Annotated in this window: 12 protein-coding genes; 5 read left to right on the forward strand and 7 right to left on the reverse strand. The window is 40.7% G+C overall.

The features are described from left to right. Positions 1 to 101 precede the first annotated feature (101 nt). The 4 genes from AABJ44_RS11465 to AABJ44_RS11480 all read left to right on the forward strand — a co-directional run bounded on the left by AABJ44_RS11465 (position 102) and on the right by AABJ44_RS11480 (position 5,368). Positions 102 to 1,796 (forward strand): type 2 periplasmic-binding domain-containing protein, encoded by a 1,695-nt coding sequence (locus AABJ44_RS11465; RefSeq protein WP_338369192.1) that lies wholly within the window; start codon positions 102 to 104, stop codon positions 1,794 to 1,796. A 126-nt stretch (positions 1,797 to 1,922) separates the two neighbouring features. Beyond that, a complete protein-coding gene (locus tag AABJ44_RS11470; RefSeq protein WP_074642344.1) occupies positions 1,923 to 2,891 on the forward strand; it encodes an ABC transporter permease in 969 nt (322 codons plus the stop codon). Further along, a complete protein-coding gene (locus AABJ44_RS11475; protein ID WP_218141037.1) occupies positions 2,888 to 3,835 on the forward strand; it encodes a carbohydrate ABC transporter permease in 948 nt (315 codons plus the stop codon). The genes AABJ44_RS11470 and AABJ44_RS11475 overlap by 4 nt, the downstream gene beginning before the upstream one ends. 141 nt (positions 3,836 to 3,976) lie before the next feature. Next, positions 3,977 to 5,368, forward strand: a complete 1,392-nt coding sequence (locus AABJ44_RS11480; RefSeq protein ID WP_338369193.1) for a carboxylesterase/lipase family protein — start codon at positions 3,977 to 3,979, stop codon at positions 5,366 to 5,368. Here AABJ44_RS11480 and AABJ44_RS11485 read toward each other — a convergent pair. From AABJ44_RS11485 to AABJ44_RS11500, 4 genes are all read right to left on the reverse strand, one after another. Then, the gene (locus AABJ44_RS11485; protein WP_338369194.1) at positions 5,363 to 6,685 is read right to left on the reverse strand and encodes a GH1 family beta-glucosidase; all 1,323 of its coding nucleotides are present in this window, start codon (positions 6,683 to 6,685) and stop codon (positions 5,363 to 5,365) included. The genes AABJ44_RS11480 and AABJ44_RS11485 overlap by 6 nt on opposite strands. After that, complete coding sequence (locus AABJ44_RS11490; RefSeq protein ID WP_338369195.1) at positions 6,686 to 8,059, reverse strand: glycoside hydrolase family 5 protein; 1,374 nt, start codon at positions 8,057 to 8,059, stop codon at positions 6,686 to 6,688. It lies immediately after the preceding gene. A 62-nt stretch (positions 8,060 to 8,121) separates the two neighbouring features. Continuing rightward, positions 8,122 to 9,858, reverse strand: coding sequence for an energy-dependent translational throttle protein EttA (gene ettA / locus AABJ44_RS11495; protein ID WP_074642333.1), 1,737 nt, complete (start codon positions 9,856 to 9,858; stop codon positions 8,122 to 8,124). A 110-nt stretch (positions 9,859 to 9,968) separates the two neighbouring features. Next, positions 9,969 to 10,796, reverse strand: coding sequence for a pyridoxamine kinase (locus tag AABJ44_RS11500; RefSeq protein ID WP_338369196.1), 828 nt, complete (start codon positions 10,794 to 10,796; stop codon positions 9,969 to 9,971). Between the two features lie 110 nt (positions 10,797 to 10,906). On the opposite strand from AABJ44_RS11500, the gene pdxR reads away from it, so the two are divergent. Beyond that, the gene (gene pdxR / locus AABJ44_RS11505) at positions 10,907 to 12,328 is read left to right on the forward strand and encodes a MocR-like pyridoxine biosynthesis transcription factor PdxR (protein ID WP_338369197.1); all 1,422 of its coding nucleotides are present in this window, start codon (positions 10,907 to 10,909) and stop codon (positions 12,326 to 12,328) included. A gap of 3 nt (positions 12,329 to 12,331) precedes the next feature. On the opposite strand, the gene AABJ44_RS11510 is transcribed toward pdxR, so the two are convergent. Genes AABJ44_RS11510 through miaB form a run of 3 tightly spaced genes read right to left on the reverse strand, consistent with a single transcriptional unit; the run spans position 12,332 to position 15,047 of the window. Beyond that, positions 12,332 to 13,324: an SPOR domain-containing protein gene (locus AABJ44_RS11510; RefSeq protein WP_338369198.1), complete on the reverse strand. Its 993-nt coding sequence runs from the start codon at positions 13,322 to 13,324 to the stop codon at positions 12,332 to 12,334. A 5-nt stretch (positions 13,325 to 13,329) separates the two neighbouring features. Then, positions 13,330 to 13,665 (reverse strand): LapA family protein, encoded by a 336-nt coding sequence (locus tag AABJ44_RS11515; RefSeq protein WP_338369199.1) that lies wholly within the window; start codon positions 13,663 to 13,665, stop codon positions 13,330 to 13,332. Positions 13,666 to 13,673: 8 nt separating this feature from the next. Further along, the gene (gene miaB / locus AABJ44_RS11520) at positions 13,674 to 15,047 is read right to left on the reverse strand and encodes a tRNA (N6-isopentenyl adenosine(37)-C2)-methylthiotransferase MiaB (RefSeq protein WP_338371297.1); all 1,374 of its coding nucleotides are present in this window, start codon (positions 15,045 to 15,047) and stop codon (positions 13,674 to 13,676) included. Positions 15,048 to 15,132 lie beyond the last annotated feature (85 nt).

Raw genomic sequence — 15,132 nt, forward strand, 5'->3', positions numbered from 1 at the left:
TATGATACTTTTAGTGTTTTTTCCCAAAAATAACCGATTTATCATATTTATAAAACGTTTTACCATGTTTTTACTAAAAGTTTTATAAATGGAGGACTTTTATGAAAAAAATTATGTTAGTTGCTGCAGCTGCAGTACTGGCATTGAGCCTGGTGGGATGTAAAGGCGGCGCTTCTGGAAAGAAAGACGCTCTTAACATCTCTGTATTTACAATCCAGCAGCGTGAACAGCCACCTGCTGACAACAAAGCTTACAAATGGATTGAAGAGAATTTCGGTGTAACATTCTCTTGGGATATCCTCGTAGGTGATAAAGACCAGAAGATCGGTGTACTTATTGCTTCTGGCGACCTTCCTGACCTCGTAGAAGTAGACTCAGAGAAGTTCCAGGGTGCTGGATGTCTCCGCGACCTTAAGCCACTCTTGGAAAAATATGCTCCTAACCTGATGAAGCACTATTCTTCAGCTTGGAAGAAGATGATTGATCAGGATTCTGAAAAAGATGCTAATGGAAACATCGTAAAAGAGCACATCTACTCTCTTCCTAACTACGGTGTAATCGATGGAATCCCATCTGATACATACTACAACCAGAATGGCTGGTGGATTCAGAAAGCAGTTCTTAAGGAATTCGGATATCCAAAGGTAAAGACAATTGACCAGTACTTCGATCTTATCGAAGCTTACTATAAGAAGTATCCAACAATTGATGGAGCTCCAACAATCCCATTCAATATCATTACAGCTGACTGGGAAGCATTTGACCTCTGGAACCCACCTAACTTCTTGGCTGGTTATCCAAACGATGGTAACGGACACGTTACTCTCGAAAACGGAAAATATGTTTACACAGACAACTTTGCTGATGAAAATGCTCACAGATGGTTCAAGCTCGCTAACGGATATTTCCAGCGTGGTTTGATCGATCCAGCTTCATTCACAGACAACCGTGACCAGTACTATGCAAAGATTGCACAGGGCCGTGTACTCGGTATGTTCATTCAGGGATGGCAGTTCATGGGTGAACCAGAACAGACACTCTGGACAGCTGGAAAAGATGAAAGAACATATGCTCCATTGGCAATCACATTCGATGAATCAATTAAGCCTCACTACCGTGACCAGTCACTTCCTAACCTCCAGAGAGGTTATGGTATTACTGTAAAGTGTCCAGAAGACAAGGCTATCAAGATTCTTCAGTTCATGGACAAGATGATTCTCGAAGAGAACCAGAGAGTTCTTTACTGGGGATTCGAAGGCGAAGACTGGCAGAAAGATGCTCAGGGACGCCCTTCAAGAACAGACAAGCAGCGTGCTGAACAGAAGGATCCAAACTGGATTCAGAAGAACCGCGCTACTCTCTGGACAGAAGAAGCTCCAAAACTTGAAGGAACACTTCCAAGCGGATATACACGTCAGATGGATGACCTCGCATGGGAATATGCTCTTGCACAGAAGCAGGTTGACCTTGACCTCTGGGCAGCTTACGGAGTTGGTTCTTATGCAGAATTCGTAGATGCTAACCCTCCAAAGAATGCTGGATGGTACCCAATGTGGCAGTGTAACCCATCAGCTGAAAACGGCGGATTCGAAGAAGAAGCAGCTGTAGCTATGGCTGGATTCGAAACAATCCAGAGAAAGTATCTCCCACAGATGATCATGGGTAAACCAGCTGACTTTGAAAAGACTTGGAACGAGTACTGCAACTTGCTTAAACCTCTTACAGAGAAATATAACAAGTTCATGCAGCAGCAGCTCGATCACCGTGTAGAAGCATTCGGTGGTTTCCAGGACTAGTTTAGTATTGACTCTAAGTCAGACTTAAACTTGATGTAAGAGTGTTGTTTGCACTCTTACATCTAAAAAAAAGTCCACGGATTTTCTGTGGACTTTTTTTTAATCTTTAAAAACAGGTGTTTTTTTATGAAAAATAAAAAAGATTCTAGTACTGCAGAAACAACTTCTACAGCACTTGTAAACAAAAAAAGCAAATGGAAGCTTTTAGGCAAGCAGAAACTGCTTATTCTTATGTCTCTTCCTTTTGTTCTTTACATTATTCTGTTCAGATATGTCCCTCTCTGGGGTTGGACAATGGCTTTTCAGGACTATAAGCCATATAAAACTTTTGCACAGCAGGATTGGGTAGGCTTCAAATGGTTTGTACAGCTTTTCACTGAGAAAGAATTCCTTCTTTCTTTAAGAAATACTGTTGGAATGAGCCTTATTAGTACGGCACTTGGATATATTACTGCTATTGTGATTGCCGTATTCTTGAACGAAGTACGTTATATTGGTGTTAAACGCTTTGTTCAGACTGTATCTTATCTCCCACACTTCCTTTCTTGGGTTATTGTTACAGGCTTAGTTGCGAATGTTCTTTCCGTTGAAGACGGAATTTTAAATGACATATTATTAGGTTTAGGACTTGTTAAACAGCCTATTCAGTGGCTTGCAGTTCAGAAATACTTCTGGCACATCATCGGTTGGACTTATGTATGGAAGGAAGTAGGTTGGAACACAATTGTATACCTTGGTGCAATGACTGCAATTGACCCATGTTTGTATGAAGCTGCTCAGATTGATGGTTGTGGTCGTCTCCGCAAGATCTGGCATATCACTTTGCCAGGAATCAAACCTACAATTATTATCATGATGATTATGTCTGCCGGACATATTCTTGATGCAAACTTTGAAATGCCATACTTGCTGCAGAATGGACTTATCCAGGACGTTGCAGAAACTATCGATATTTATGTATTGAAATACGGTTTCAAACTTTCTAGATATGGACTTGCTACCGCTGCCGGTATCTTTAAGAATGCAGTTAATATCTTGCTTCTTATTATAGCTAATACAATTGCAAAGAAGAGTGGTGAGGAGCGCTTGATATGATGGACGAAATTAAGAAAAATGAATATGCAGCAGCAAAAATGAGAACAAATGTAAGTAATATCATTTTTGATATAATCATTTATATTGTTCTTGCATTTGTTGTTATTTCAACTGTATATCCTTTCTGGAATACAATTGCAATTTCTTTGAATGATGGTTTGGATTCCCTTAAAGGTGGAATTAAGTTCTTCCCAAGAAAATTCACATGGAAGAACTATCAGGATTTGTTCCAGACTCCACGTATTTTCCAGGCTGGAATTATTTCGGTTACTCGTACAATTCTTCAGACTATTTTAAGTGTATTCTGTACTTCTATGCTTGCTTATGCACTCAGCCGCAAAGAATTTGTAATCAGAAAGCCATTAACAACTATTCTTGTAATTTCTATGTATGTAAACGCTGGTTTGATTCCAGGATATATGCTTATTAAGAACCTTCACCTTCTTGGAAAATATTCTGTTTATATTATTCCTTGTCTTGTTGATGTCTTTAACTTTATTCTTGTAAGAACTTACATCCATGGTTTACCAGACAGCTTTGTTGAATCAGCTCGTATTGATGGTGCTAATGAATTTAAGATTTTCATGCGTATCATCTTCCCTCTGATTGTTCCTTCAATTGCTATGGTTTCTTTGTTTACTGCTGTAAACGCATGGAACAGCTGGTTTGATACTTACCTCTACTGTTCTAACAAGCCAAAGCTTCACTCTCTGCAGTATGTATTGATGTCATTCCTGCAGCAGAGCCAGAACCAGAGTTCAAATGCAGCTGATGCTAACTCTATGGCTATTTCTGCCGGAGCAGGTTCAACTGCTTCTAAGGCTACACCAATCAGTATCCGTTCTTCAATTACAATTGTTGCAACACTTCCTATCCTCGTAGTATATCCGTTCGTACAGAAATACTTCGTTGTAGGTATGACAATTGGTGGTGTTAAAGAATAAGGCTAAAATCGAAGAACCGTTAAAAAACGGGCTGCGACAGCGGGCCGTTTTAGGTTCATCGAAAGAATGCCTCAGAGGCAAGCTGTGCTTGCCGACTTAAACGGTGGATAATAACCACCGTTTTTTTTTGGAGAATTAAAAATGCTAAGAATCGTAAAAACAAAACTTGGTACCGTTGAAGGTATTCCTGCTGCAGATCCACGAATAACTGCATTCAAATCAATTCCATTTGCAAAGCCACCTGTAGGAGACTTACGTTTTGCTCCACCACAGCCTGCAGATCCATGGGAAGGTGTTCGCGAATGTTATAAGTTCCCAGCAATTCCTGTTCAACCCTCCCCTAACCGCAATCCTCCACCAGAGGATGTATACTCACGTGAATGGTCTGTAGATCCTGATATTCCTGTAAGTGAAGACTGTCTATATCTTAATATCTGGACACCTGCAAAAACCGGTAACGAAAAGCTTCCAGTATATTTCTGGATTTTCGGAGGCGGCTGGCAGGTTGGTCACACAGCAGAAATGGAGTTCGACGGAGAACGTATTGCCCGCCGCGGTATTGTTGTAGTTACAGTTAATTACCGTGTAAATCTTTTTGGTTTTACATGTCATCCAGAACTTACTGCAGAATATCCAGACAAACCTGCAAATATGGGGCTTCAGGACCAGCAGGCCGGATTAAAATGGGTATATGAAAACATCGAAGCCTTTGGTGGTGATAAAGAAAACATTACAATCGGAGGCCAGTCTGCTGGTGCCGGCAGTGTAATGTTCCATATTGAAAATGAAGAGAGCAGAAAATACTTTAAGCGTGCCGTAGTAGACAGCGGACTCATTTATACTCCGAACATGCCTGACATGTTCCCTAAACGCAATGTAAAAGAAGCAGAGCAGCTTGGTGTTGAATTCTTTAAGTTCTGTGGCTGTAATTCCCTTGCAGAAGCCAGAAAACTTACTACCGACCAGCTACGTCAGAAATGGAGTGAATGGGGCGGTTATGAAAAATCAATTGCCTGCTGGACTCCTGTTTTTGATGAACAGTTTAATAAAGGCAGTCTGATAGATGTAGTAAAAGAAGGTAAATGTACACCATGTCCTATCTTTACAGGTTATACTACTGATGAATTTATATTCGGTGGCATGCATGCTGTAGAAATGGGTGTACGAAAGCTGATGAAGGAAGAGGAAAACCGCGGATTGGATATTCAGAACTACTGTTATAAGTTTGATGTTCCAATTCCTGGCTGGGATCACCCAGGTAAGTTCCATTCTGTTGATTTGTGGTTCTGGTTCGAAACTCTCGCTAAGTGCTGGAGACCATTTAAGGGAGTACACTATGATGTTGCACGTCAGATGTGTGATTATCTTTGTAACTTCATTAAGAATGGAAATCCAAACGGAAAAGACCTTTGTGGAGAGCCACTTCCTGAGTGGACACCATTTAAAACAGAAAAGGCGAACTTCATGGAGTTCACTACTTACAGTGCCCTCAATGAAATTCCGCCTTCTGCTGAAATGAAGAAATACTTATAAGTTTTCTCCGTTAGATTCTATTACTTCTTTATACCAGTAAGCTGAATCCTTTGGAATGCGTTTGAGTGTATTATAATCACAGAAAACCATTCCAAAGCGAGGATTGTATCCCTTAGCCCATTCAAAGTTATCCATAAATGACCACTGGAAATATCCGCGGATATCACAACCAGCATCTGCGGCAGCCTTTAAGCCACGAAGATATCTGTGTAAGAAATCAATTCTGTTAGGGTCATGAACTTTTCCATCCAGGCTCTCCCAGTCGTGGCATGAAAGACCGTTTTCTGTAATGTATACAGGAAGATTCCATCTCTTTGTAAAATGCTTTACACCCCACTCCAGAGCACGGTCAAAGGTATCCCAACCGATTTCTGTATGTGGTGTTCCTCGAGGTCTTTCATATCCCTCTTCATATTTACCCTGATAGATATTCTGTCCGATAAAATCAATCTTCTGACTGATAAGCTTCATATCTTCATCAGTTACTTTAGGGAAGATGTCTTTACATTCATTTACGAGGTCTTCAGGATAGTGTCCGAATACGATTGGATCAGCCCAGTAAGCATCAGACCAGATAAAGAACGGCTTATGACAGCTGAAATAAATATCATAAGCTGCTTTTTCATCCATATCTCCATTAGGAATACGAGGCATTGTTGCCAGGGTGATTCCAACCTGTGCATCTGGAGCAAGTTCACGTATAGCACGAACAGCTTTTCCATGAGCAACATGAACATTATGTCCTGCAAGAAGAAGGTCACGTGAACCACACTTCATTCCAGGAGCATGAACTCCAAAAAGATTTCCACAGCCAAGGAATACAGAAGGCTCATTGAAAGTGATGAAGTGCTTTACTCTGTCACCAAGTTTTGCTACAACTGCACGAGTATACTCCTCAAACCAGTCTGAAATTTCAGGATTCAACCAGCCGCCTTTTATCTGAAGTGAATATGGTAAATCCCAATGATAAAGAGTAACAAATGGAGTAATATTGTATTTCAAAAGTTCATCTACAAGATTACTATAAAACTCAAGTCCCTTTTCATTTACCTTGCCGGTTCCTTCAGGAATAACACGAGGCCAGGCAATTGAAAAACGGTAAGCCTTAAGTCCAAGATCAGCCATCAGCTTTACATCTTCCTTGTAGCGGTGATAGTGATCGCAGGCAACCTTTCCGTCTGAACCGTCTTCTATTCTTCCAGGCTCTTCACAAAATACATCCCAGATAGACGGTGATTTTCCGTCTTCATTCCATGCACCTTCAATCTGAAAGGAAGCTGTTGCAGCTCCCCACATAAAATCTTTTCTAAAACTCATTTAGTTAGCCCCTTCATTTATAGCTTTAATAATCTCAGGGAAATACCAGGTCTGATTATAACGGTTGTAAAATCCATAGTGTTCACTATATTCATTACCTTCAACTTCCCAAACAGCATTATCCCATACAAAACAAGGCATGTCATTAGCTTTTGCATTTTTTACAAAAGCACGGAACCATGCAACACGGTCCTCGAGATTATTCTTATTAGTAGCACCGTATTCACCAATATAAACTGCATATCCGTTAGCAATAAAATAGTTATGCAATCTTTTGAACATTGATGTGAAATCACTTTCAACCTTTGGAGAAAATTCTTTGATTCCAGGTGATTCCATTGCAAAGTTGTATGGAGTATACATATGAACTGAAACAATAAGTCTGTCCTTGCTGCCATCATAATCCTGAGGCATTTTGAATGTACTTTCAAGTGCAGATTCAGGAGATGCCTGTAATGATGGAATTGCAACCATACGCTTTTTATTGTTTCCGCCGCTTGCACGAATTACATCAAGAATATTCTGTGTAAGCTTATTGAGATTATTCATTGCAACAATTGATTTCATTGAGCTTGGATTATAATACCACTCCTCTTTTGTTCCGCAGAGACGAGGCTCATTCAGAACTTCAAATACAAGGTGCTCATCATAACCATCATTAAAGGCAAGAGCAATCTGTGCCCAGGTATTACAAACAAAATATGCAGATTCTTCATAGTTTTCATCTGTAGGATAGAAACCGCCACCTCTTGGCATTTTTGCATTCTTTTCATAGTTATCATGATGGATATTGAGAACAACATACATTCCGTCTTCAATTGCCCAGTCAACGATTTCTTTTACACGCTTCATCCATACAGGAGCAATAGTATAGTTATTATCTATAATATGACGGCTCCATGACACAGGAATACGGATAGTTTTGATTCCTGAGGCAGCAAGTCCATCAATCATTTCTTTTGTAGTATAAGGTTGTCCCCAGCTTACCTCTGAAGCAAGTCCCTTTCCGCCACCTGTAGCATCAAGAGTATTACCAAGATTCCAGCCGGTTTTCATATCGCGGACAAGTTCTAAAGCTGTAATATCTTTGAAAGCTTTTTTACCGGTGTCAACTACGGCATTTTCGCGATTAAAACATATAATTTCGAGTGGATTTACTTTGGTAACAGGAGCGGGCTCAGCGGCTTTTTCTTCAGTTTTAACAGGCTTAGCAGTGCCTTCTGAAGACTGAGCTTTCAGGAATCTGTCTGCCATAGGATTACTGAATTCAGCAGAATTATTTTTCTTTTCTGATTTACCGCTGCAAGAGAATGCAATAACGGCAAAACACATCAAACATAATAACTTAAGTGTAGTTTTAAAAAAAATCTTCATACCCCTAACTATAATAGAAGTATGAAGATTTTGACAGTCAGAAATATCTCTGATTATTGTATTTATCTACTAAGCTTGCGATAAACTGTGCGTTTTGGAACTCCGGCATCTTCACCAAATTCCTTGAGCTTCCATTCTGCATATTCAGACCAGTTTCCTTCAAAGAAGCGAACTTCTGAGTTGTTTTCAAATGCAAGAATATGGGTACAGATACGGTCGAGGAACCAGCGGTCATGGCTTACTACAAGCGCACAACCGGCGAAGTCTTCGAGCGCTTCTTCGAGGGCGCGGACTGTTTCTACGTCGAGGTCGTTTGTAGGTTCGTCGAAGAGCAGAACGTTTCCACTTTCCTTAAGCATCATACCAAGGTTCAGGCGGTTGCGCTCACCACCAGAAAGCACGCTTACCTTTTTATTCTGATCCGGGCCTGCAAAGTTGAACCAGCCGCAGTATGCGTGAGCGTTTACTTCGCGAACACCACCTTCGAGAGCTCTACCCTTTTCATCTACAGCACCGAGTTTTACGAGGTCTCCGCCACCGCCAAGAGTTTCGTAAACAGTTTTGTTCATATCAAGGCCGCTTCTCATCTGATCTACGTAAACAAGCTTTACAGTCTGACCAACTTTGATAGTTCCGGCATCCGGTTTTTCGCCACCTTCAAGACCAGCTGCATCAACAATCATCTTAAAGAGAGTTGTTTTACCGGCACCGTTAGGTCCAACAATACCAACGATGGCACCGGCTGGAATATGTACGTTGAGATTTTCAAAAAGAAGCTTGTCGCCGAAAGACTTTGTAAGATTTTCAATATCAATTACCTGACCGCCAAGACGTGGACCGGCTGGAATAGAAATCTGAGTATCCTTAAGCTGCTTTTTGCTTTCCTGAGCCATGAGCTCGTTATAGCGTGTGATGTGTTCCTTATGCTTTGCCTGACGTCCCTTAGCGCCCATGTGAATCCATTCCAACTCGCGCTGAATTTCTTTCTGGCGTGCAGATTCATTTTTATTTTCCTGTGCAAGGCGGGCATTCTTCTGTTCAAGCCAGCTTGAGTAGTTACCCTTGAATGGATAGCCTTCACCGCGGTCAAGCTCAAGAATCCAGCCGGCAACCTGATCAAGGAAGTAACGGTCGTGAGTTACAGCAATTACAGTTCCTGGATAATCATTAAGATGTTTTTCGAGCCATGCTACAGTTTCTGCATCGAGATGGTTTGTAGGTTCGTCGAGAAGAAGAATATCTGGCTTCTGAAGAAGAAGACGGCACAAAGCAACACGGCGGCGTTCACCTCCAGAAAGTACATCTACAACCTGATCAGCAGGAGGACAGCGGAGGGCGTCCATAGCAAGTTCAAGGTTATTGTCGAGGTTCCATGCATCGAGAGCATCGAGCTTTTCCTGAACCTCACCCTGGCGTGCACAGAGCTTATCAAAATCTGCATCCGGGTCACCAAAGGCTTCATTGATTTTATCGAATTCTGCAAGAAGGTCTGTAATTGGTTTTACACCTTCCTTTACAATTTCCATTACAGTTTTACCAGCTTCAAGCTCTGGTTCCTGTTCGAGATAACCGATTGTGTAACCTGGAGCAAGAGATGTTTCACCGGCGAAGTCTGTATCTTTTCCGGCAAGAATCTTAAAAAGAGAAGATTTACCAGAACCGTTAGGTCCTACAACGCCGATTTTCGCACCATAGTAATATGAAATACTGATATCTTTAAGGACAACCTTAGTTCCGTAAGAACGGGTAACCCGGTCCATTGTGTATATGATTTTTTTATCGTCGAATGTTTTTGCCATAGTGCGGTCTCCTGTATTGTTTCTGATTTTTTTCATTTACAGTTTACATAAAAAAAACGAATGAAACAACACATAACCGCACCATTTGCAAAGACATTGTAAAAATCAGATTATGACAGACGCTGAATAAGATATGGAAGAGCCAGTTCAAACTTTACGCCGTACCAGTGGTCTTTGTCGCCGGCAGTAAGTTTAATTGCTTCCACTACAACATCAGCTCCAAGACTTGCAGCTTCCAGAAGAGACTTACCGCGAAGCAAAGCACCCGCAACTACAGAAGCGTAAAGATCTCCGGTTCCATGAGAACTTACAGCCTGCTTTTCATTAAAGTAATATTCAACTTTATTACCATCATAAACTGCAACACCAAGTTTAGAAGGCTCAAAACTGACTCCCGTAACAATTACATTTTTAGCGCCAAGGGCTGCAAGATCGCGAGCCATTTTTTCGATAAACGCTTTATCATAACCATCAGCTTTATATGGCTGGTCAAGAAGGAAGGCAGCTTCTGTAAGATTTGGCATAATAACATCCGCGCCGTTAATCAGCTTTTTCATCTCCTGAGGGAAATCCTCATCAAAACCTGTGTAGAGCTTTCCGTTGTCGGCCATTACCGGGTCAACAATGCGGAGAGCGCTAGGACGGGCAGCTTTTTCCATAATTTCAAGAATGTATGGAATCTGAGTTTTTGAAACATAGCCGGTATAAAATGCATCAAAGCTCACTTTTTCCGTAAGCCAGCGTTCAAGGATTTTCGGCATATCGTCTGTAAGGTCGTGAAAAGTCCAGCCGAAATAACCTGCAGTATGATTTGAAAGAACAGAACTTGGAAGAATTCCAGTTTCAATTCCACAGGCAGAAATAACAGGAAGTGCAACTGTAAGCGAGCACTGTCCGACACAAGAAATGTCCTGAATTGTCAAAAGTCTTTTATCCATTTTATTACCTCGAAAAAATTGCCAGATGGCGATATTTATAGGTAAATAGTAGCGACAATCTGATATTATAGATATATTCAATTTATAATAAGTTTTATATAATCAGATTTATGATAACTCTGGACTTTGAAAAACGCGGGAACAAAACTCTAACAGATTTTCTTTACACTTCAATCAAAAATCAGATTCGGGATGGAGTACTGAAAGAAAATGAAAAGCTTCCTTCAAAACGCTCTTTAAGCCAGCACCTTGGAATCAGTGTGATTACCGTACAGAATGCTTATCTTCAGCTGATTGATGAAGGCTATATTTATTCTATAGAAAAGAAGGGATTTTTTGTTTCAGATATTGCAAGACATTTGAAAAAGGAAACCGCCGAAGACGCCCGCAGCCATAAAGCTGACCACAGAGAATCAGAAAGCACAGCAGCCCCGCTTACTTACTTTGCAGATTTTACAAGTAATGCGGCAGTGCCAGGGAAGTTTCCCTTTGGACTGTGGTCGAAGACTATGAGACAAGTGCTTTTTTCTGAAAATGAGAAATTACTAAAACGAACTGATGTTTTTGGCACACTGGAATTGAGGCGTGCAATTTACCGACATCTCAAAGCCTTCCGCAACATGGACGTTTCCGAATCTCAGGTAATTATAGGGGCCGGAACAGAATCGCTGTATTCTATGCTGGTTCAGTTTCTTGGGAGAGATGAAATATTTGCCGTAGAGAATCCGGGTTATCACAAAGCGGCAGAGATCTTCAGACTTAACGGGGTAAGGTGTGAGCCGGTGAATATTGACGAGCACGGAATAATCATAGAAGAGCTTCAAAAGGCCGCGGCAAATATTGTTCACGTTTCTCCATCGCATCACTTTCCGTCCGGCGTCATAATGAACTTTAAGCGTCGCACTGAACTTTTGGAATGGGCAAAAAAAGCCCCGGACCGTTTTATTATTGAAGATGATTATGACAGCGAATTCCGTTTTATTGGAAAGCCGCTACCTACCCTGCAAAGTATTGATCAGAACGGTCGGGTAATTTATATAAACACCTTTTCTAAAACTCTGTCCCCTTCCTTTCGAATCAGCTATATGATTTTGCCTCAGGAGCTTGCAGCGGAGTTTTCGCAAAAGCTCGGTTTTTACTCGTGTCAGGTTTCGAGTTTTGAACAGTTTACGCTTGCCCGTTTTATAGAAGCCGGACATTACGAAAAGCATATTAACCGAATGAAAAATTATTACAGGAGCCTGCGGAATATTTTGATTACAGGTATTGAAAACTCGGCGCTTTCAAAGGCTTTTTCGATTCGTGAAGAGAACTCGGGACTTCACTTTCTTTTGACTCTGAACAACGGATTTAATGCCCGCCTTATACAGGAAAAATGGCGGAAGAAAGGAATCAACATTCAGCTTTTGTCAGATTATTATTATGATAAAAAAACACTGCCCTCAACTGAAAGCTTTGTAATAAATTACTCGGGAATCAAAAAGGACAGTGTTAATACAATTATTCAAAAAATGAGCCAGGCTCTTAATTAATTTTTATTCAACTCCATAGCAGTCATAGCCGCTGCTTCGAAGGCGGTCTGCAACATTACCGTTTTTGTCTTCGCGAACAAGAACAATATAGTATGTTGTACCGCTGGCTCGTTTTTCGGTAGTTATGTATGAATCAAAACCTTTGGCTTTTACTTCATCAGCAAGGAGTTTTGCATTGTTTTCTGTACGAAAAAGACCAAGCTGCCATTTAGTAAACTTAGCAGGCTTTTCTGCAGCAGCTGTTTGAGTAGAAGTTTGTTTTGGCTCTTCTGGAACTGCGAAACTTCCTGTTCCCTGTTCTGCTTCACCGCTCTTTGGAACAAAGAACCAGAATGGAGTTGGAAGCAGTTGTGCATCACCCTTTACAATAGAAGATTCTATAGATTTTGGATAAAGTTTTGTAATTTCTTTTGAATACGAGCTGTCGCCGGTTACATACCAGAGAGTAAGAAGAACTGCTGGCTTTACAGTATTCATTGAATCAACTTTAAGATATGCCTGAAGCATTACTACAGGTTCCTGAATATCAGAAACCTCTTCTGCCTTACAGAGAGCACTCCACTGAGTATAAAGTTTGATATAAGCCTGAACGTCAGCATTTTTAGAATTTCGTACAGCAGAATTGAGGTAACTGTCGGCAGTAGCATAATCACCGGAACTTAAGGCACAGCGTACTGCATCAAGAACGATCTGCTCGTTTGATTTCTTAGGCATTCCCTCTGCATTACCAGCCGCAATTGCAGCTGCCTGTGCATAAGATTTTTGGGCATCGGCATACATAGCCATTTGCTCCTGAAGCGAGGCTAAGAAAACATAAGTTGCACGCTTTTCAGCAGCAACAGTCATTTTAGAAATTTGAGATTTAAGATAAGAAACCGATTCTTCAACAGAATCTTTTTTAGCAGCCTCGGCCGTTACGAAGGAGGCTGTTAGTTCTGCGGCAAATATTGAAGTACAGAAAAAAACTGTCAGAACTACGGAAATTATTTTCTTCATATATATTATATCGGTTCGTTTTTCTTTGCATCTTTAGCAGCCTTTTTAGAGGCTTCTTTTTCTTTTGCCAGACGAAGTTTTTCTTCTGCACGTGCTTTTTTCTCCAGCTTTTTTGCAGCGCGAGCTTCTGCATCAGAGGCAGGAGCTTTCATTTTTGCAGCAAAAATAAACAGAAGCGCAAAAATTATTCCTGCACCAAAGGCAATCAGTGTAAGAACTGCAACCGGCAATTCTGTAAAAGTCTTAAAAAACCAGAATGTACAGACATTCGAAAGATTCATGCCGATGAAGAAAGCCATAAAAATGACAATCAGAAGGATAAGAATTAGTGTAATTACCATACTATCTCCTAAACAATTTCACCACGGAAAGTGTTACCACTGAGTTCTGTTATTTTTACATTTACAAAAGTACCGATAAGAGAAGCCGGTGCCTTAAATGCAATTTTTTCGTGCTGTTCAGTCTGACCTAGAAGTTCTTCCTTATTATCGCGGCTTACACCTTCTACAAGAACCATTGCAGTGCTGCCAACACGTTTACTCATCTGCTCATGAGTATGCTCCAGCTGAAGGTCAATTACACGCTGCAGACGCTCCTTACGGGTATCAACAGGAATCTGTTCCCATTTGCTGGCAGGAGTTCCTTCACGAGGATTATAATAGTACATCATTGCAGATTCATACTTTACCTGGCGCATTAGATCCAGAGTCTGCTCTACATCTTCTTCAGTTTCTCCAGGGAACCCCATCATAATGTCAGTTGTAAGAGAAACATCTGGAATGCGTTCTTTGATTTTTGCTACAAGTTCAAGGTAATGCTCTCTTGTATAACGGCGGTTCATCTTTTCAAGAACCTTTGTAGAACCATTCTGAACCGGAAGATGAATATGATGGCAGATAATCTTTTCACGGGCAATTACATCAATTACATCATCAGAAAAATCCTTTGGATGAGAAGACATAAAGCGCACCCATTTTATAGGTGAATTTGTATCGCGAAGATGGTCTGCAATTTTCTGAAGCAGCTGTGCAAAGTTCACACCATCATCACTATGATAGCTATTAACATTCTGACCAATTAAAGTGATTTCACGAACATTCATTTTACTAAGCAGATCAATTTCATGAAGAATCTCATCTACAGGGCGGCTGAGCTCGCGGCCACGAACATACGGAACTATACAATAGGTACAGAAGTTATTACAGCCATGCATGATAGGAACAAAGGTTGAAAAAGCACCAGGTTCAGCAGATAAAGATGCAAAACGGTATTTTTCCGAATCATCAATCTGATAAGGCTTTCTCCCCTCTTCAATTGCTGTTATGATTTCTGAAAAATGATGTTTAGCATAAGTTCCTACAACATAATCAATAAAAGGATAATCTTTCTGAAAGCTCTTTAAGAGACGTTCTGCCATACAGCCCATAACAATCAGGGTAAGAGGCTTTGCTCCGTCTTTCACATATTCAACAGCCTCTTCGAGCATTTTTGTTTTTGCACCAAATTTACACTCGCGCACAGCCTTAAGACCATTAAACCAGCCAAGGCGACCAAGAATTCGGTTTTCTGCAGTTTCGCGAATAGAACAGGTATTGATTACTGCAACATCGGCAATCTGCGCAGATTCAGATTTTTTCCAGCCTCTCGCAATAAAAAGCTGTTCAACTGCTGCAGATTCTGCAATATTCATCTCACAGCCATAGGTTTCAAAAAAATACGTCAACATACACCTTTATTGTACAGAAAAACTAAGATTTTATAAATATATACCTAATACCTTTGCGTTAACTTTCTTTTTACTATATAAT

Origin of the sequence: Treponema bryantii, from assembly GCF_036492245.1 — a bacterium.
GTDB lineage: Bacteria > Spirochaetota > Spirochaetia > Treponematales > Treponemataceae > Treponema_D > Treponema_D bryantii_C.

Bases quoted from the DNA above. Each gene is read 5' to 3' on its own strand.
- AABJ44_RS11465 (WP_338369192.1), top strand. From the start codon at position 102: ATGAAAAAAATTATGTTAGTTGCTGCAGCTGCAGTACTGGCATTGAGC.
- AABJ44_RS11470 (WP_074642344.1), top strand. From the start codon at position 1,923: ATGAAAAATAAAAAAGATTCTAGTACTGCAGAAACAACTTCTACAGCA.
- AABJ44_RS11475 (WP_218141037.1), top strand. From the start codon at position 2,888: ATGATGGACGAAATTAAGAAAAATGAATATGCAGCAGCAAAAATGAGA.
- AABJ44_RS11480 (WP_338369193.1), top strand. From the start codon at position 3,977: ATGCTAAGAATCGTAAAAACAAAACTTGGTACCGTTGAAGGTATTCCT.
- AABJ44_RS11485 (WP_338369194.1), bottom strand. From the start codon at position 6,685: ATGAGTTTTAGAAAAGATTTTATGTGGGGAGCTGCAACAGCTTCCTTT.
- AABJ44_RS11490 (WP_338369195.1), bottom strand. From the start codon at position 8,059: ATGAAGATTTTTTTTAAAACTACACTTAAGTTATTATGTTTGATGTGT.
- ettA (WP_074642333.1), bottom strand. From the start codon at position 9,858: ATGGCAAAAACATTCGACGATAAAAAAATCATATACACAATGGACCGG.
- AABJ44_RS11500 (WP_338369196.1), bottom strand. From the start codon at position 10,796: ATGGATAAAAGACTTTTGACAATTCAGGACATTTCTTGTGTCGGACAG.
- pdxR (WP_338369197.1), top strand. From the start codon at position 10,907: ATGATAACTCTGGACTTTGAAAAACGCGGGAACAAAACTCTAACAGAT.
- AABJ44_RS11510 (WP_338369198.1), bottom strand. From the start codon at position 13,324: ATGAAGAAAATAATTTCCGTAGTTCTGACAGTTTTTTTCTGTACTTCA.
- AABJ44_RS11515 (WP_338369199.1), bottom strand. From the start codon at position 13,665: ATGGTAATTACACTAATTCTTATCCTTCTGATTGTCATTTTTATGGCT.